At 61.2% G+C, this 17,666-nt stretch carries 12 protein-coding genes; 1 reads left to right on the top strand and 11 read right to left on the bottom strand.

The window, feature by feature from the left end:
• Positions 1-3: 3 nt before the first annotated feature.
• The 5 genes from astB to ACM6I7_RS01250 all read right to left on the bottom strand — a co-directional run bounded on the left by astB (position 4) and on the right by ACM6I7_RS01250 (position 6,475).
• The gene (astB, locus tag ACM6I7_RS01230) at positions 4-1,350 is read right to left on the bottom strand and encodes an N-succinylarginine dihydrolase (RefSeq protein WP_096795019.1); all 1,347 of its coding nucleotides are present in this window, start codon (positions 1,348-1,350) and stop codon (positions 4-6) included.
• A gap of 138 nt (positions 1,351-1,488) precedes the next feature.
• The gene (astD, locus tag ACM6I7_RS01235; RefSeq protein WP_414887865.1) at positions 1,489-2,958 is read right to left on the bottom strand and encodes a succinylglutamate-semialdehyde dehydrogenase; all 1,470 of its coding nucleotides are present in this window, start codon (positions 2,956-2,958) and stop codon (positions 1,489-1,491) included.
• Positions 2,955-3,980 carry an arginine N-succinyltransferase gene (gene astA, locus ACM6I7_RS01240; protein WP_027612638.1) on the bottom strand — a complete coding sequence of 342 codons (1,026 nt, stop codon included), beginning with the start codon at positions 3,978-3,980 and terminating at the stop codon, positions 2,955-2,957. Before astA ends, astD begins: the two co-directional genes overlap by 4 nt.
• A gap of 51 nt (positions 3,981-4,031) precedes the next feature.
• Positions 4,032-5,051: an arginine/ornithine succinyltransferase subunit alpha gene (gene aruF / locus ACM6I7_RS01245; RefSeq protein ID WP_025112905.1), complete on the bottom strand. Its 1,020-nt coding sequence runs from the start codon at positions 5,049-5,051 to the stop codon at positions 4,032-4,034.
• Positions 5,052-5,254: 203 nt separating this feature from the next.
• Positions 5,255-6,475, bottom strand: coding sequence for an aspartate aminotransferase family protein (locus ACM6I7_RS01250; protein WP_097085830.1), 1,221 nt, complete (start codon positions 6,473-6,475; stop codon positions 5,255-5,257).
• Positions 6,476-6,923: 448 nt separating this feature from the next.
• Between ACM6I7_RS01250 and ACM6I7_RS01255 the strand changes: the two genes are divergently transcribed.
• A complete protein-coding gene (locus tag ACM6I7_RS01255; protein WP_414887812.1) occupies positions 6,924-11,831 on the top strand; it encodes a dermonecrotic toxin domain-containing protein in 4,908 nt (1,635 codons plus the stop codon).
• 26 nt (positions 11,832-11,857) lie between these two features.
• Here the strand turns inward: ACM6I7_RS01255 and argR are convergent, their stop codons facing one another.
• The 6 genes from argR to ACM6I7_RS01285 all read right to left on the bottom strand — a co-directional run bounded on the left by argR (position 11,858) and on the right by ACM6I7_RS01285 (position 17,238).
• Positions 11,858-12,850 carry a transcriptional regulator ArgR gene (gene argR / locus ACM6I7_RS01260; RefSeq protein ID WP_027612635.1) on the bottom strand — a complete coding sequence of 331 codons (993 nt, stop codon included), beginning with the start codon at positions 12,848-12,850 and terminating at the stop codon, positions 11,858-11,860.
• Positions 12,851-13,082: 232 nt separating this feature from the next.
• Positions 13,083-13,847 (bottom strand): ABC transporter ATP-binding protein, encoded by a 765-nt coding sequence (locus tag ACM6I7_RS01265; RefSeq protein WP_003227281.1) that lies wholly within the window; start codon positions 13,845-13,847, stop codon positions 13,083-13,085.
• A gap of 27 nt (positions 13,848-13,874) precedes the next feature.
• A complete protein-coding gene (locus ACM6I7_RS01270; protein WP_414887813.1) occupies positions 13,875-14,987 on the bottom strand; it encodes a M14 family metallopeptidase in 1,113 nt (370 codons plus the stop codon).
• Position 14,988: 1 nt separating this feature from the next.
• Positions 14,989-15,687: an ABC transporter permease gene (locus ACM6I7_RS01275; protein ID WP_414887814.1), complete on the bottom strand. Its 699-nt coding sequence runs from the start codon at positions 15,685-15,687 to the stop codon at positions 14,989-14,991.
• A complete protein-coding gene (locus ACM6I7_RS01280) occupies positions 15,684-16,373 on the bottom strand; it encodes an ABC transporter permease (RefSeq protein WP_003227287.1) in 690 nt (229 codons plus the stop codon). Before ACM6I7_RS01280 ends, ACM6I7_RS01275 begins: the two co-directional genes overlap by 4 nt.
• 91 nt (positions 16,374-16,464) lie before the next feature.
• Positions 16,465-17,238, bottom strand: coding sequence for an ABC transporter substrate-binding protein (locus ACM6I7_RS01285; RefSeq protein ID WP_027612633.1), 774 nt, complete (start codon positions 17,236-17,238; stop codon positions 16,465-16,467).
• Positions 17,239-17,666: the final 428 nt, after the last annotated feature.

Consider the following 17,666-nt stretch of genomic DNA (forward strand, 5'->3'; position numbering starts at 1 on the left):
CCATCAATTGATCTGGAATGGATAAACCGCGCCCAGTTTAAGGATTTGCGTCAGTTCATCCAGTGCCGTCCGGCATTCAAGCAGCAACTGCGGGTCCGCCAGATCGGTTTCGCTCAGGCGGTCGCGGTAGTGCTTTTCAACCCATGCGGTCAACGAACCGTACAACGGGGCCGTCATGATAACCCCTGGGTTGACGGCCGCCAGCTCGGTTTCGTTGAGCGCGACGCGCAGTCGCAGGCACGCCGGGCCACCGCCGTTCTGCATGCTCTGCTTGAGGTCGAAGACTTTGACTTCGCGGATCAGCCCGCCGGAGCTGGTCAGCCCTTGCAGGTAGTTCCAAACACGCTCGTTGCCACGGCATTCTTCCGGCACGATCAACAGCATCGAGCCATCAGGACGCGACAGCAACTGGCTGTTGAACAGATAGGAACGCACGGCGTCATCCACGGTGACCGCCGAACGCGGCACGCAGACCGACTGGAACTTGCCGCCGACCTTGGCCAGTTTGCCCTGCAACTCGGCCAGCATCTGCTCGGTGTCGAGGAACGCGTCCTCGTGATAGAACAGCACCTCGCCGTTACCCACCGCGATCACGTCGTTGTGGAATACGCCTTGGTCGATCACCGCCGGGTTCTGCTGCGCGTAGACCACGCCCTCGTCACGCAGACCGTGCAGACGCGCCACCGCTTGCGACGCTTCCAGGGTCTGGCGCGCCGGGTACTTCTGTGGTGCCGGGTAACGGTTGTCGAACGCACTGCGACCGAACACGAAGAACTCGACACCGGCCTCGCCGTACTCACGGCAGAAACGCGTGTGGTTGGCTGCGCCTTCGTCACCGAACTGCGCCACTGCCGGCAACGCGGCGTGGTGGGCGAAGTGCTGCTGATCGGCGAACATCGCGCCGAGCACGCGGCTGGTGGTCGGGTGTTCGATGCTGCGGTGGTATTTGCAATTGAGGTTGGCGGCGGTGAAATGCACGCGACCATCAGCGGTGTCGGCACTCGGGCTGACAGTGGCGGCGTTGGCCACCCACATGCTCGATGCCGAGCAACTGGCGACCAGCAACGGCATGGCTTCCTTCGCGGCGCGCTCGATCACTTGCGCGTCGGTGCCGCTGAAACCCAGACGGCGCAGAGCGGCCACGTCAGGACGCTCCTGCGGCGCCAGCACGCCTTGCTGAAAGCCCATTTCCATCAGCGCTTTCATTTTCGCCAGACCTTGCAGCGCCGCTTCCTTCGGATTCGAGGATTGCTGGCTGTTGCTCTGGGACGCAACGTTGCCGTAGGACAGACCACCGTAGTTATGGGTCGGCCCCACTAGACCGTCAAAATTGACTTCATAGGATTTCATCAGCGAGGCTCCACGAGAATCTGTTGTTATAGGCTTCAGTAACTATTCTTTAAGACCGCGGCGCGGCCTTCGCGAGCAGGCTCGCTCCCACTTTGGAATGCAACTTCCTGTGGGAGCGAGCCTGCTCGCGAATAGGCATCACACCATTTTGATGCCAGGCGTCAGGGCCGCCGGCAACACCAGGCTCGGTGTTTCCAGCGACGCCACCGGGTACGCGCAGTAATCCGCCGCGTAGTAAGCACTGGCGCGATGGTTACCCGAAGCCCCGACGCCGCCGAACGGCGCGCTGCTCGCGGCACCGGTCAGCTGTTTGTTCCAGTTGACGATACCGGCGCGGCTTTCCAGCCAGAACTGCTGATAACGATCTTCGGAATCCGACAGCAAACCAGCCGCCAAGCCATAAGCGGTGTCGTTGGCCTCAGCGATCGCCGCAGCGAAATCGGCGTAGCGAATCACTTGCAGCAACGGGCCGAACAGTTCTTCGTCTGGACGCTCAGCCACGGCGGTCACATCCAGAATGCCCGGAGTCAGCAACGCCGATTGCGCTTGCGGCTGAGTCATCGCCAGCAGCGACACCGCGCCATAGGCCAGCAGGTGTTGCTGGGCATCCATCAGCGCTTTCGCCGCGCCAAGGGAAATCACCGAGCCCATGAACGGCGCGGGTTGCTGATCGAACGCACCGACCTCGATGGTCGCGCTGACTTCCACCAGACGCTTGAGCAGGCTGTCGCCCCACGCGCCTTGCGGCACCAGCAGACGACGCGCGCACGTGCAGCGCTGACCGGCGGAGATGAACGCCGACTGAATGATCGTGTACACCGCCGCGTCCAGATCAGCCACCTGATCGACCACCAGTGGGTTGTTGCCTCCCATTTCCAGCGCGAGGATCTTGTCCGGACGCCCGGCGAACTGCTGGTGCAGGTGATTGCCGGTACGGCTCGAACCGGTGAAGAACAGACCGTCGATGCCCGGGTTCGCCGCCAGCGCGATACCGGTTTCGCGAGCACCTTGCAGCAGGTTCAACACGCCGGCCGGCAGACCGGCTTCGATCCAGCACTTGACCGTCAGCTCGGCGACTTTCGGCGTCAGCTCGCTTGGCTTGAACAGCACGCTGTTACCGGCCAGCAGCGCCGGCACGATGTGGCCGTTCGGCAAATGACCCGGGAAGTTGTAAGGGCCGAACACCGCCACCACACCGTGTGGCTTGTGGCGCAGTACGGCGGTGGCGTCGTCCAGCGGGCCGCTCTTCTCGCCAGTACGTTCGCGATAGCTCTGCACCGAGATCGCGATCTTGTTGACCATGCTGGTGACTTCAGTCGCGGCTTCCCACAGAGGCTTGCCGGTTTCCTCGCCGATGGTGCGGGCCAGTTCGTCGCTGTGGTTTTTCAGGGCGGCAGCAAAGGCTTCGAGTACGCTGATACGCTCGTCAAGCGAACGCCGCGCCCAACCCGGAAAGGCCTGACGCGCAGCCTGCACGGCGGACTCGACCTGAGCGGCAGTCGCGCCCTCCCCCGACCACAGCACTTGCTGGGTCACCGGGTTCAGCGACTGAAAGGCTTCACCCTGACCGGCCAGCCATTCACCTGCGATGTATAGCGAATTCATTATTTCGACTCCCGAGCAGCAGACAACGCCACGGCGCGCACTTGATCGCCGGCGTTGAGTTGAAGACGTTTGGCGGTCAGCGGATCGACCACCAGCGTGCCGGCGGCCAGGCGGGCCGGCGCAGCGGTGATGCGGCAGTCTTCGCGCTTGCGGTTATGGATGATGAACGGCGTGGCGTCATCGCCCGGTGTACCGATCGCCAGCACCAGCGCTTCGCTGTCGCGGACTGCGCGGATCTTGCTGGTTTCGCATTCGATGGCCGGGCCGGCGTCGAAGATGTCGACGTAACCCTGATAGCTGAAACCTTCGCTCTTGAGCATCGCCAGCGCCGGCTCGGTGTCGGGATGTACCTGACCGATCACGTTGCGCGCATCCGGCGACAGGAAGCAGGTGTACAGCGGGAATTTCGGCATCAGTTCGGCGATGAACGCCTTGTTGCCAACGCCGGTCAGGTAATCGGCCTGACTGAATTCCATCTTGAAGAAGTGCCGACCCAGGCTTTCCCAGAACGGCGAACGACCGGCCTCATCGGAGACGCCGCGCATCTCAGCGATGATCTTGTTGCCGAACAGTTCCGGGAACTCGGCGATGAACAGCATGCGCGCCTTGGACAGCATGCGGCCGTTCAGACCGGTGCGGTAATCGGCATGCAGGAACAGCGAGCACAGCTCGGAGTTGCCGGTCAGGTCGTTGGCGAGGAACAGCGTCGGAATCTCGCGATAGATGTTCAGCTCTTGCGAGGCGCTGACGGTCAGGCCGACGCGAAAGTTGTACCACGGCTCACGCAGACCGACCGCGCCGGCGATGGCGGAAATCCCCACCACGCGACCGTTGTCGTCTTCGAGCACGAACAGGTAGTCCGCATCGCCACGGCCGGCTTCGCCGCGAAAGGTCTTCTCGGCCCAGCCGACCCGATGGGTCAGGCGCTCTTCGTTGGCCGGCAAGGTGGTCAGGCCGGTGCCGGTGCTGCGGGCCAGGTCGATCAGCGCGGATAAATCGCTGCTGCGTACGGGACGAACAATCATGCTATCTCCTCAAACGGGCCGCCTTCGCCACCCGTGAAACTCGCTAAGGCGTTAAACCGCCACCAGGCGCACGCTGGCACCTTCACCGACGCCCAGGGCTTCGGCTGCTTCCAGATCCAGGGTCACCGGTTTGCCCGGCGCGTAATCGAGTTCCAGCAGCACCGCGCGGTAATCCTGCAACTGCGCGTTGGCCACCAGATACTGGCGCCCGGCACCTTTGACCGGCTCGCCGATCTTCACCGGCACTACACGGCTCTGGGCGATCGAACGGATCCCCGAAACACGCGCATGCAGGGTCGGGCCACCGTCGAAAATGTCGATGTAGTGATCGGTCTCGAAGCCTTCGCGCATCAGGATGTCGAAGGTGATCTGCGCACGCGGGTGCACCTGGCCCATCGCTTCTTGAGCGGAATCCGGCAGCAGCGGCACGTAGATCGGGTAATGCGGCATCAGTTCGGCGAGGAACGTGCGGCTCTTCAGGCCACACAGGCGTTCGGCCTCGGCGTAGTTGAGGTCGAAGAAGTTGCGCCCGATTGCGTCCCAGAATGGCGAATCGCCGTTCTCGTCGCTGTAACCGACGATCTCGGTCACCACCGAATCGGCGAAACGCTCCGGGTGGCTGGCGACGAACAGCAGGCGGCCACGGGAGTTGAGCTCGGCCCACGGCGAACCCACCAGCTCGCGCTGCACGTAGAAACTGGTCAGCAAGCTGTTGCCGGTCAGGTCGTGGCATTGCGAAAGCACGTGGATCTTGTTGTGGATCTTCAGTTCGCGGGAGGCGTGGACGAAGGTCTCGTTGCGGAAGCTGTAGAACGGCTCGGAGTAACCGGCCGAGGCAACGATGGCCGAGCAGCCGACCAGTTTGCCGGTGGCGGTGTCTTCGAGGACGAAAAAGTAGCTCTCCTCGCCGTTGAAACTCACTTCGGCGGCGAACGAGGCTTCGCTTGCGGCGATCTTGTCGCTCAGACGTTCCACGTCATCCGGCAAGGAAGTGACACCAATCGGACTGTCCGCAGCCAGACGCTGTACCTCGCCCAGATCAGCCATTTGCGCAGGGCGCATCACCAGCATGGTGTCACTCCTTTCTCTTATAAAAATTTACTGAAAAAACACCGGATACTGTGGGAGCGAGCCTGCTCGCGAAAGCGGTCTATCTGTCAGCAAAAATGTTGACTGACACGCCCTCTTCGCGAGCAGGCTCGCTCCCACAATGGAACTCGCCCGGTATCAAAAATTGGGTTCGACGCCCGAATCCTCGGGCGTCGAAGGGTCTATCAGGCTTGCGTCAGTGCTGCTGCCGCGCGTTCGAAGCGGTCGAGACCGGCGTCGATATCGGCGTCTTCCACCACCAGGCTCGGGGCGAAACGGATCACGTCCGGGCCAGCCTGCAGAATCATCAGGCCTTCTTTTTCAGCGGCGTTGAAGATGTCCTTGGCCTTGCCTTTCCAGGCGTCGCTCAGCACACAACCAATCAACAGACCGAGGCCACGCACCTGAGTGAACAGGCCGTACTTCTCGCCGATCTGCTGCAGGCGGGTCTTGAATTTGTCGTGCTTGGCGTTGACGCCGCTCAGCACCTCAGGGGTGTTGATCACGTCGATCACTGCCTCGGCAACGGCGCACGCCAGCGGGTTGCCGCCGTAGGTGGTGCCGTGGGTGCCGACGACCAGATGTTTGGCCAGCGCTTCGGTGGTCAGCATCGCGGCGATCGGGAAACCACCGCCCAGGCTCTTGGCGCTGGTCAGGATGTCCGGGGTTACGCCGTAATGCTGGTAGGCGAACAGGTGACCGGTACGGCCCATGCCGGTCTGCACTTCGTCGAACACCAGCAGCGCGTTGTGCGCGTCGCACAGTTCGCGGGCACCTTGCAGGTAAGCCAGTTCGGCCGGCAGCACACCGCCCTCGCCCTGGATCGGTTCCAGCACGACCGCACAGGTCTTGTCGGACACCGCCGCTTTCAGCGCGGCCAGATCGTTGTAAGGGACGTGAGTGATGCCGGTGATTTTCGGACCGAAACCGTCGGAGTACTTCGACTGGCCACCGACGTTAACGGTGAACAGGGTACGACCGTGGAAGCTGTTGAGCGCGGCGATGATCTCGTATTTTTCGCTGCCGAAACGGTCGAACGCCACGCGACGGGCCAGCTTGAACGCGGCCTCGTTGGCTTCGGCGCCCGAGTTGCAGAAGAACACGCGCTCGGCGAACGTGGCGTCGATCAGCTTGTGCGCCAGGCGCAGGGCCGGCTCATTGGTGAACACGTTGGACACGTGCCACAGCTTGTTCGCCTGCTCGGTCAAGGCACCGACCAGCGCCGGATGCGCGTGGCCCAATACGTTTACGGCAATCCCGCCGGCGAAGTCGATCAGCTCGCGACCGCTCTGGTCCCAGACGCGGGAACCGGCGCCACGCACCGGAATGAAAGCGGCAGGCGCGTAGTTGGGAACCATTACCTGGTCGAAATCGGCGCGTTGTACCGCAGCGTGCTCAACGGACATCGGAGTCTCCTGAAGAGGAACACCCGCCTGAAACTGGCGAGCGATGGGGGGATTGTAAGGACAGTTTTCAGCCCGGCCTTGCCGCCAAGCGACAACTTCTTATAGCGCAAACCCCGGATTTTCCCGGGTTTACGGCAATGCGACATATAGCGTCGCAAAGGCGCAGTTTAAACTGCACGCCGCCATTTGCGCAGACGTACCGGGGATCTTAATCAAGAGAGTTTTGTGGCGTGCGGTATATATGTACCGCACATCGAATCAATGGCCGGTGTTTGCTAGGGACCTTTCTCCAGGCAAACGGCCTCACCCCATGATTCAAGAAACCACACCTGCCCTCGCGACACTGCCCGACTCACTGCTCCTACCCCGGCAGGACGCACACTATCAACCACTGCTCCAGGCCATCCCGATATGGCTGAGTCAGGCTGCGGCACACAAGCGCGCGGCTTTGAAACGAGCCAGTCCGCTACTGCCCGCCAACCTTAAACAGGCTTCACGCACCGAGCATGCAAAACTTCGCGCACTGAATGCCGCGCACTGGACCGCACACAACCGCGTCGAACGAAGCCTTGCCCGCTTGCAGGACGCCAAAGCGTTCGCCGAACCGCTGCTGCGCGCCGAACTGGAAAAGCGGTTTGGCTTGAATCTGGATGTCCGGCAAACCTTCCTGCGCCTGTACCTGCCCGACCATGTTCCGTGGCTACGCCTCAAATCCGGTGCCGCGCGCACCTGGACCGTCTCGTTGCTGGACGCCGCGCTGCACAATTTTGAAAGCAGCGAGACCAGCGCTGACGCCTTTGAGTCCGCCTCGGGTTATGTCAGCCAGCCCTCGTCCGACGGTCAGTTCAGCTTGCTGCCGAACATCCCCAAGGCGATGTCGATCCCTGCCTTCACCCGCCTGTGTCGCGAGCTGGATATCGGCCGCCGCTACAACACTTATCTGCAAGACAATTTGGGCGTCAGCAATCCGCTGGTCGCAGCCGTGCTGCAACCACAGGTTTGCACGAGTGACAAAGCCGCCCTGGTCGCCGCCCTGCAAATGGCCTACATGCAAAAGCTGCTGGGGGCCGATGTCCATCGCCTGATCCTCGGGCTGCTCGATGGCTTGCAGCATTTGCGCCTCAATCGTCAGGCGTGGCATTGCCATGTGCTGACGATGATGAAAGTCCGCCTGACCGGCATCGTGCTGTTCGCGCCGAATCTTGAAGCTGCAAACGCAGCAGCGCGAGTCGTGGTTTACATTCCCGATGACCCACAACACCCAGTCAAGGAATACGCCAGTTCCGCTGCCTTCGCTGAGGAGCTGGCGCAACGCCTGCGCGATCCGGACTATCAGGTCTTCTTCAGCCGTTTTATCGACCACGCCGAGCGCGGCGCTTTCTTCGGTCAGTTGCGGGCCTTGCTCAGCCCCGTCACCTGGCAACCCGTACCGGCCGGCGATCCACGCCCCAGCTGGCGCGAGCATCCGGCCGTGCGGCCTTTTATGCAGATCGTCGCGACCCCGATCCGGGGTGAGCTGTGGGTTTACCTCTACCAGCGCAAGCTCGACAAGATGCTCAACGATGCCCGCGTCATCGCCGTCTCGACGGCCATGGTCGATCGCAAGGCGCGCTGGGCACTCTGGGATTCCTTCACGGACATCGCACAGTCGTTGCTCAACCTCGTCGCGTTCGTCGCCTTGCCATTCGTGCCATTTCTCGGCGAGCTGATGCTTGCCTACACGGCCTACCAACTGCTCGACGAGACGTTCGAAAGCATCGTCGACTGGGCCGAAGGACAGTCCGGCGAAGCGTTCGCGCATTTGATCGGCGTCGTGGAGTCCATGGTGCAGGTCGGCACTTTCGCCGCCGGCGGCGCTATCGCCGTCAGCGAGTTTCGCGCGCTGTTGCCTGCCAATGTCGTCCAGTTCATCGACCGCTTCATTCCGGTGAAAACGGCCAATGGCAAGACCCGCTACTGGAAACCCGACCTGCGCCCTTACGAGTGGCCCGGCACGCTGCCCAAAGACATCCGAACCGATGCACTGGGCTTGCACACCCACCTGGGCAAGAGCCTGCTGGCCCTGGAAGACAAGTTGTATGCCGTCAGCCTTGACCCCGAAACGGGCGCCCATAGCATCGACCATCCGACGCGCCCCGAGGCTTACAAACCCGCACTCAGGCACAACACCGCAGGCGCCTGGCAAACCGAAATTGACCAGCCACTGGCTTGGGATCGCGCCACCGTGCTGAGCCGCAGCAGTGCGCAGATGCAGCGCCTTCCCGCCGCTCTGCGGGAGCGCCTGCTGAATATCAGTGGCTGCGAGGAAAACACCCTGCGCCAGATGCACGTCGAGCGCGATCAATTGCCACCCTTACTCAGTGACACGCTGCAGCGCTGGCAGATCGATCAGGACATTCAATTGCTCATCGAGCAGATTGGCAGCTCGAATGCCGAGGATTACCTCAAGGCCGACCCGGCCACCCAACTGCAACTGCTTTTCGACAACGGCGACTGGCCTGCCGACCGAGGCCTGCAACTGATCGACCGTCAAGGCAGAACCCTGTGGCGCAGCCCCGTCGCCGATATGCCCTTCATACAAATCGAGGGCTCACGACTGGACGATGGCGACCTGCTCAAGACCTGTCTGCAACGCCTGACAGAATCGCAACGAAGGCGGCTATTGAGCGAAGCCCTGCATACGCCCGCACCCTCGGCCGAGGCCCGCGCAACTAGCCTGCGGCGCAGCGTCGCCGAGCTGGCAAAGCGCAAACGCCAAAGCCTGTTCGAGGATCAATATCGTCAGTTACAGCGCGGCGCCAGCCCGCTGGTACAGGTACTGATGGATGCCGAACCCGGCCTGCCGAAGGCGTTGGCGCAATCGATACTGGAAACGGCAAGTGATGCTGAATACCTGCAATTACAGCGTGGAACACTCTCCGCAAGACTGGTGGTTCTGACCCAGGAAACGGTTCTGCAAGTGCGCGTAACCCGAGCCTTTGAAGGGCTGGAGCTGCAAGCGACAGTCAATAATCTGGATACGGATCGGCTGGCCCTCCACTCGCTGCCACGCTTGCCGGGCTGGTCGCCGTCGATACGAATGGAGCTCAGGCACTACAGCCATAGCGGGCAACTGATCGACAGCCTCGGCGCGCAGGACGCGCTCATTCGCAAGGTACTGGTACTGACCGAACAGGGCGACTATCAGCCGTTCGACGCTACCGGTGAGTCACTCAGCGCGCCGGGGTCACTGTATTCAAGCCTGCTGCATGCCCTGCCCGACGCAGAACGTTCGGCGCTGAACATCCACATCACGCAAGACCTGCAGCTCAAGCAGCTGATTCGTGAGCACGCGCTCGACCGTCAAGCGTTGCTGGATCTGTTGTCGCAAAACCCGCTTCGCAAACCTGCTTACGACCCCACCGTGATGCGCCTGCGTGGCGGTACCAGCGGCTATCGGCGCATGCCGACCAATACGCCGACGCTGCACGCCCATGCCCACTGGCTCCTGCCGCACTTGCTGCCCGAGGAACTCAATGCATTCGTCGAGCGCCTGCAACGCCATCCGAACGGCCCGCGAGCGGAGCTGAGCCGCTTGATCACTGAACGCAACCGCCTCGACGCGGTGCTGAGTCCGTGGACTGAGGGGATTCCCCTCGTTCATCCGGAGACCAGCGCGCGCCTCACCACCGAGCAATACGCGATCCAGCGTCATCGCCGACGGCAGATGCGCGTCGACATCCTGGACTGCTGGAAGCAGCAGGTTTCCTTGCCGGAGAACACCGAGCAGACCATCGATCTGCGGCTGTCACAGTCAATCATCGGAGAGCTGCCACAACTTGAGGTGAACTTCAGTCACGTGGACTACCTGACCATCGAGGGGGTCGGCAGCACTCAGGGTATACACGGTTTTCTAAACTGCTTCTCCGGCTTGCGTCGCCTGGCGCTGCGCAATTTCCAGCTGGGCAACCTGCCGGAGTCGATCAGCCAGTCGCCACAACTGCGCGAGCTGATTCTCAGCGACTGCAGCATCACCCTGACAGCCGAGAGCCACACAACATTGGCGGCCCTGACTCACCTGAGAACCCTGGACCTGTTCAGGAACCCGCTCGGACTCACCCCCAACGTCGAAAAAATGCAACGACTCAATTACATCGATGTGTCAGAGACCGGCATTTCCGAACTGCCACCCGGCCTGCTCACGCGTCCGTTATTGCGCACCGCGCTGCTCAACGACAACCAGATCCGATCGCTGCCTCCCGCCCTTTTCGAGCTGCCCAACAATGTTCCGGAAGGCTTCGACCTGAGCGGCAATCCGATTGCCAGCGCAGACCGGGAGCGCATCAAACGCCACTTCAACGACACCCGCCAGGACTTCGGCGTAATGGCCGAACAGGCTGATCTGCTGCGCGTACAGGCGCTGTACACACACATGGATCTGGAACAGGCCAGTGAATTTTTCTATCTGCTACCCGGCACCCTGGCCGAGGGTCGAATCGAACTTGCACGGCTTGAGCGCGAATACAGCGACTTGAGGAGCAACCTCGCCAACTGGGCGACCGACCACCCTGCCTTGCATCCGATCAGTGGCGAGCCCTTCACGATTGAGCAGGTGCTGAACGAGCACGCCGCACGTCACGAATTCAAATCGCTCATTGAGCAGTGCTGGCGCCGGGAAACCGAGCAGGACGAACCGGATGAGAACCTCCAGCCACTGCATGACTTGAACCTGGCGACGATCATCCGCGGCGACTTGCCCGTACTCGATGCCGATTTCAGCCATGTCACGCATCTGTACCTCAGAAGCCTGCCGGGTCAGACGTTTGGAATCGACAGGTTTGTCGAGACGTTCGCCAGCCTCAGAGGACTGACGATTTATCAATATCGGCTTGAACACATTCCGCCGGCGGTGTTTCGCATGGCTGAGCTGACCTATTTGTCGCTTTCACACTGCGATTTGACGCTCACGCCGCAAAACGCCCTTGAGCTTGCGCAAATGGAGCGCCTCGATCACCTGGACTTGAGTGACAACCCGTTGGGCGAGACGCCGGATGTCAGTCAGATGACCAATCTGCAAACGCTGATGCTGGACAACAGCGGCATCACCAGCCTGCCGCCGGGCCTGCTGCAACTCGAACACCTGGAAATCGCCGACCTGAGCGACAACGCAATCACCCAGGTTCCCAGCGATATCCTGGAGTTGCCAGAAGAGCGTGCGGACAAATTCAGCCTGCGGGGCAATCCGCTCTTTGAGCTCAGCGTGCAACGGCTGATCGCCTACTTCAAAAAGCACCGCATCGATTTTGGCGTGGACGCCGTCATCGAACGGGCGGAAATGGAGGTGTCCACGTCTGAAGATTCGGGGGTCGATGAGTGACGCTCAGCGGGTTCTGCCGGGGTGCGTCAACCGCGCTCCGGCGGCACTGACGACAGTTCGAACGGACTGCTGCTGCGCCGCTGGTTGCGATCTTCACGCGGCGTGGCGCCGAAGAAGTTGCGGTAGGCGCTGGAGAAATGCGGCCCGGAGGAGAAACCGCAGGACAGGCCGATCTGGATGATCGACTTGCTGGTTTGCATCAACATCTGCCGGGCCTTGTTCAGGCGCAGTTCCAGGTAGTACTGGCTCGGCACGCGGTTGAGGTATTGCTTGAAGATCCGCTCCAGTTGCCGACGGGATACGCACACGTGCTGGGCGATTTCGTCGGTGGTCAGCGGCTCTTCGATGTTGGCTTCCATCAGCAACACCGCCTGGGTGAGCTTTGGATGGCTGGAACCGAGGCGGTTCTGCAGTGGAATGCGCTGGCGTTCACCGCCCTCGCGGATGCGCTCGACCACCAGCTCTTCGGACACCGCACCGGCCAGCTCGGCCCCATGATCACGGGCCAGCACCGCCAGCAGCAGGTCGAGCACCGACATGCCGCCGCACGCGGTCAGGCGATCGCGATCCCAGTCGAACAAGTGACTGGTGGCGATGACTTTCGGAAAACGTTCAGCGAAATCGTCCTGCCAGCGCCAGTGCACGGCCGCGCGATAACCGTCGAGCAGACCGAGCTGCGCCAACGGATAGACACCGGCCGACAGACCACCGATCACGCAACCGGCACGCACCAGTTGCTTGAGTGCGCTGCTGAGGGCCGGGGCCAGAGTGGTCGGCGGCTCGTCGGCGAGCAAAAAGAGTTTCTGGAAGTTTTCCAGCTTGCCGGTCCACGCCTCGCCGGGCAGTTGCCACGCCCCCTCGGCCGCAACGTCTGTCACGGTTTCGGCCTGGAGGAACGACAATTCGTAAACCACCTCCGGATGCACCCGCTGAGCAACACGCAAGGCCTCCTCCGCCAGCGCCAGCGTCAGAGCTTTAGTGCTGGGCCAAATCAGGAAACCAATTCGATGGGCAGTCATGGGCGGGCAATCCGAAACGAAGAACGGTGATGAAGGCATGGGCCAATGCTAGCCCGTAATCGAAGCTGTCGCAGGTCCATTGTGGGAGCGGGCTTGCTCGCGAAGGCGGTGGTTCAGGCAGCAATGATGTTGACTGATCGACCGTTTTCGCGAGCAAGCCCGCTCCCACAGGGGGACCGAGCCAGTCTTCAGGTCGCGAAGCATGACCTAATCTGGTGCATAACGGCAGCGATTACTTGAGGCTACCTGAGAGGAATTGTTGCAAGCGCTCGGATTGCGGATTGACCAGCACTTCGCGCGGGTTGCCGCTCTCTTCCACGACACCTTTGTGCAGGAACACCAACTGGTTCGACACTTCACGGGCGAAGCCCATTTCGTGCGTGACCACGACCATGGTGCGGCCTTCCTGAGCGAGGGCCTGCATGACTTTGAGCACGTCGCCGACCAGTTCCGGGTCGAGCGCCGAAGTCGGTTCGTCGAACAGCATCACTTCCGGCTCCATCGCCAGCGCACGGGCAATTGCCACACGCTGCTGCTCGCCACCGGACATGTGCCCCGGGAACGCGTCTTTACGATGGGCCACGCCAACCTTGTTCAGGTAGTGCTCGGCTTTCTCGCGGGCTTCAGCCTTGGACACGCCGAGTACGTGGACCGGCGCTTCCATGATGTTTTCCAGCGCGGTCATGTGCGACCACAGGTTGAAATGCTGGAACACCATCGACAGGCGCGAGCGCATGCGCTGCAGCTGTTTCGGATCAGCGGCTTTCAGCGCGCCGTCCTTGTTGGCCACCAGTTTCAGCTCTTCGTTGTTGAGCAGGATCTTGCCCGCGTGCGGCTGCTCGAGCAAGTTGATGCAGCGCAGGAAAGTACTTTTGCCGGAGCCACTGGAGCCGATGATGCTGATCACATCGCCGGCTGCCGCTTTCAGGGACACGCCCTTGAGCACTTCGTGACTGCCATAGCGTTTATGCAGGTCTTGGACTTCAAGTTTGTACATGCGGTCGGTTCTCACAAAAACAGTCAGTCAGTCGTTGAGCAAGCGCCCGTGACGCAGCGCTTCGCGCCCCGCCACCTTGGCCAGCCAGAAACCGGGTTGGGCATAGCGCAGCCGTTCAATGGCAAACAGCACCCCGGACGTACCAGCACACACCGTGCTGACCCGATCGGACACAGGGTCGATCACTTCGAAAATCTCATCCCCGGCTTCAACCCACTCGCCGGGTTTACGCAGAAAACTCACCACACCGGGGTGCGGCGCCAACAGTAATTCAGTGCCTTCGAACGGCATGCCTTCGCACGGTTCGTTGACTGGCTTCGGCCACTCGCCCGTGATCAGGCCCTGCTCGGCAAGGAACGCCAGAATACCTTCAGCCCACGCCACCGCATCCGCGCGGTCGGTATTGGCCTGACCGCCCAGCTCGACGGTGGTCGCCAGGCACGCCAGTGGAACCTGCGCGTCCGGGAACAGCCGCGACAGACGCAACCACGGCAACGAGCACGCTTCATCGAAGGAGCTGCCGCCGGAATCTTCCGCCAGCAAACCGACCTTCACATTCAGATGTGCGGCCAGGGAGCGCCACTGCGGCCAGTGCTGCGGCAGTGCATACATGTGCAGCGCGGCTTCGGCGTCGCAGTGCAAGTCAAGCACCACATCGGCAGTGCAGGCGTGGCTGAGCAAAACGCGCTGCATGCCTTGCAACTGGCTGCTTGCCTCGGGCAATGCCGCCAGATGATCGGTCATGGCCTGACGGATCAGGCGAATGTTGGCGTGCGGATCGTCACCAAGACGCTCGGCCAGCGTCGCCGCCACCGGCGCGCTCAGCTCGACGAAATCGCGGTTGAAATTCTTGCCGCTGCCCGCCTCGAAACGCCCCTGATGATTGCCTTGCAGCAATTGGCCGAGGCCCAGAGGGTTGGCGACCGGTACCAGCTCGATCACACCGTTGAGCAGACCTTGGGCTTCGAGTTCGCCGAGGCGCTTTTTCAGCTCCCAGGCGGTGCGCATGCCCGGCAGTTCGTCAGCGTGCAGGCTGGCCTGGATGTAAGCCTTGCGCTCGCCGCTCCCAAACCGGAACACCGAAATCTTGCGCTCGCTGCCCAGATGGCTCCACGGCAATACGTGGTCGATGCGTTCCATATCAGTGCTTCCGCGGGGCGAGGTAGCTCAACCAGCGGCGCTCGGCCAGCTTGAACAGCTTCACCAGAATGAAGGTCAGGCACAGGTAGAACACGCCGGCGGTGATGTACGCCTCGAACGGCAGGTAGTACTGCGCGTTGACGGTACGGGCCGCGCCGGTGATGTCGATCAGGGTCACGATGGACGCCAGACTGGTGGTCTGCAGCATCATGATCACTTCGTTGCTGTACTGCGGCAGCGCCCGGCGCAGGGCCGATGGCAACAGGATGCGCTTGTACAGTTTGAAGCGCGACATGCCCATGGCCTTGGCGGCTTCGATCTCGCCGTTCGGCGTGACCTTGAGGCTGCCGGCGATGATCTCGGCGGTGTAGGCGCTGGTGTTGATCGCGAACGCCAGGCACGCACAGAACGTTGCGCTGGACAGCCACGGCCACATGAAGCTTTCACGTACTGCTTCGAACTGGGCCAGACCGTAGTAGATCAAAAACAGCTGCACCAGCATCGGCGTGCCGCGGATCACGTAGGTGTAGAGCCACGCGGCGCCGTTGACGATCGGGTTCTTGGAGACGCGCATCAGGCCCAGCGGCAGTGCCGCCAACAGACCGAACAACAGCGACAGCGCGAGCAGTTTGAGGGTGGTCAGCAGGCCGCCGAGGTACAGCGGCATGGCCTCCCAAATGACGTTGTAGTCGAAGATCATAGATCAGCCGCCCTTACGCCTACCGAGTAGCGCTTCTCAAGGTGACGCAGCGCCAGCAACGAGACACTGGTGATCACCAGGTACATCGCCGCCACTGCGAGGAAGAAGGTGAAAGGCTCGCGGGTGGCATCTGCCGCCTGCTTGGCCTTGAACATCATGTCTTGCAGACCGACCACCGAAATCAGCGCGGTCGCCTTGGTCAGCACCAGCCAGTTGTTGGTGAAGCCAGGAATCGCCAGGCGAATCATCTGCGGCACCATCACCCGGAAGAACACCTGAAAACTGCTCATGCCGTACGCCATGCCCGCTTCGGCCTGGCCTTTTGGGATCGCCATGAACGCGCCACGGAAGGTTTCCGAAAGGTACGCACCGAAGATGAAACCGAGGGTGCCGATACCGGCGGCCAGCGGGTTCAGGTCGATGTAGTCGTCATAGCCGAGCATCGGCGCAACACGGTTGAGCAGGTCCTGACCGCCGTAGAAGATCAGCAGGATCAGCACCAGGTCGGGAATCCCGCGGATCACCGTGGAATACAGATCGCCCAGCCACGCCAGCCAGCGAATCGGCGACAGGCGCAACGCGACCCCGATCAGCCCGAGAACGATGGCCAGGGCCATGGACGACAAGGCGAGCTGAAGCGTCAGCCATGCGCCATCGAGGATGACAGCCCCGTAGCCTTTCAACATGATTCAGGTCCTCGAAAGTTGGGATGAAAAAATGGCGCAAACCGCAGAGATCCTGTTGCTTGCGCCATTTCTGACTTGTCGCAGAGACGTGTTACTTGCCGTAGATATCGAAGGCGAAGTACTTGTCCTGGATAGCTTTGTATTTACCGTTTTCACGGATGGCCGCGATGGCCGCGTTGATCTTGTCTTTCAGCGCGTCACCCTTGCGCACCGCGATGCCTACGCCGTCGCCGAAGTATTTGACGTCGGTGAACTGCGGGCCAACGAAGGCGAAGCCTTTGCCGGAATCAGTGTTCAGGAAGCCGTCCTGCAGCAGGGTGGCATCAGCCACGGTACCGTCGAGGCGACCAGCAGCCACGTCGAGGTAGATTTCGTTCTGCGAGCCGTATGGCTTGATCTCGGCACCCAGCGGGGCCAGGACTTCGCGGGCGAAACGCTCGTGGATCGAACCACGTTGCACACCGATGTTCTTGCCTTTGAGCTCAGACAGGTTGTCGCTGACAACGGTGCCCTGCTTCATGACCAGACGGGCCGGGGTGTTGTAGTACTTGTTGGTGAAGTCCACGGACTTCTTACGGTCTTCGGTGATCGACATGGACGACAGGATCGCGTCGATCTTGCGCACTTTCAGTGCCGGGATCAGACCGTCGAACTCTTGCTCGACCCACTGGCACTTGACCTTCATTTCTTCACACAGGGCATTGCCGATGTCGTAGTCGAAACCAACGATGCTGCCATCCGGCGCTTTGGAAGCGAACGGAGGGTAAGCCGCTTCGATACCGATCTTCAGAGGTTTTTCATCAGCGAAGGAATTCAGCGACAGCACGGACAGTGCCAGGGCGCCAAGCAGCACAAGTTTCTTCATCTTGGGACTCCATCGGTAAAGGGCAAAAACGGCAGAGTGAGCGACAGCCCAATATGCGAATGGGTGAATCGGGAAAGCGGTGCAGCATCGGTGGGAAATTTCCCATTGAAACCACTAGGGGTTTCAACGTCAGCCACGATGAGCGAGTGATCGGCATTCTAACGACAGGCCCGAAGCCGATATTTCTTCAATGCGACAACTAATTACAGATGCACAGAGAAACCCGCCCGGGCGCATTGACAGCCTTGCAAATTCATGCAAGAGCGAAAGACAGTGAACCGATCTATGCTGCAAATTGCGGGCCTATTATTCGCAAACCCTTCTAATCCGGCAAGCGCAGCGTTGTGTCTTATTTTTCACTGGGGGTTTTGAGGCTCTAAAACGGGGCATTGCGTTTCCCTTCGCCCCGGTTTGACGCGGGCGGTTAC

It is taken from the genome of Pseudomonas sp. IT-93MI4 (assembly GCF_949767635.1).
In the GTDB taxonomy this organism is placed as follows: domain Bacteria; phylum Pseudomonadota; class Gammaproteobacteria; order Pseudomonadales; family Pseudomonadaceae; genus Aquipseudomonas; species Aquipseudomonas putida_A.

What these genes read in the sequence shown, in the direction of transcription:
- astB (WP_096795019.1), bottom strand. Translation starts at nt 1,350, where the DNA reads ATGAAATCCTATGAAGTCAATTTTGACGGTCTAGTGGGGCCGACCCAT.
- astA (WP_027612638.1), bottom strand. Translation starts at nt 3,980, where the DNA reads ATGATTGTTCGTCCCGTACGCAGCAGCGATTTATCCGCGCTGATCGAC.
- aruF (WP_025112905.1), bottom strand. Translation starts at nt 5,051, where the DNA reads ATGCTGGTGATGCGCCCTGCGCAAATGGCTGATCTGGGCGAGGTACAG.
- ACM6I7_RS01250 (WP_097085830.1), bottom strand. Translation starts at nt 6,475, where the DNA reads ATGTCCGTTGAGCACGCTGCGGTACAACGCGCCGATTTCGACCAGGTA.
- argR (WP_027612635.1), bottom strand. Translation starts at nt 12,850, where the DNA reads ATGACTGCCCATCGAATTGGTTTCCTGATTTGGCCCAGCACTAAAGCT.
- ACM6I7_RS01265 (WP_003227281.1), bottom strand. Translation starts at nt 13,847, where the DNA reads ATGTACAAACTTGAAGTCCAAGACCTGCATAAACGCTATGGCAGTCAC.
- ACM6I7_RS01270 (WP_414887813.1), bottom strand. Translation starts at nt 14,987, where the DNA reads ATGGAACGCATCGACCACGTATTGCCGTGGAGCCATCTGGGCAGCGAG.
- ACM6I7_RS01275 (WP_414887814.1), bottom strand. Translation starts at nt 15,687, where the DNA reads ATGATCTTCGACTACAACGTCATTTGGGAGGCCATGCCGCTGTACCTC.
- ACM6I7_RS01280 (WP_003227287.1), bottom strand. Translation starts at nt 16,373, where the DNA reads ATGTTGAAAGGCTACGGGGCTGTCATCCTCGATGGCGCATGGCTGACG.
- ACM6I7_RS01285 (WP_027612633.1), bottom strand. Translation starts at nt 17,238, where the DNA reads ATGAAGAAACTTGTGCTGCTTGGCGCCCTGGCACTGTCCGTGCTGTCG.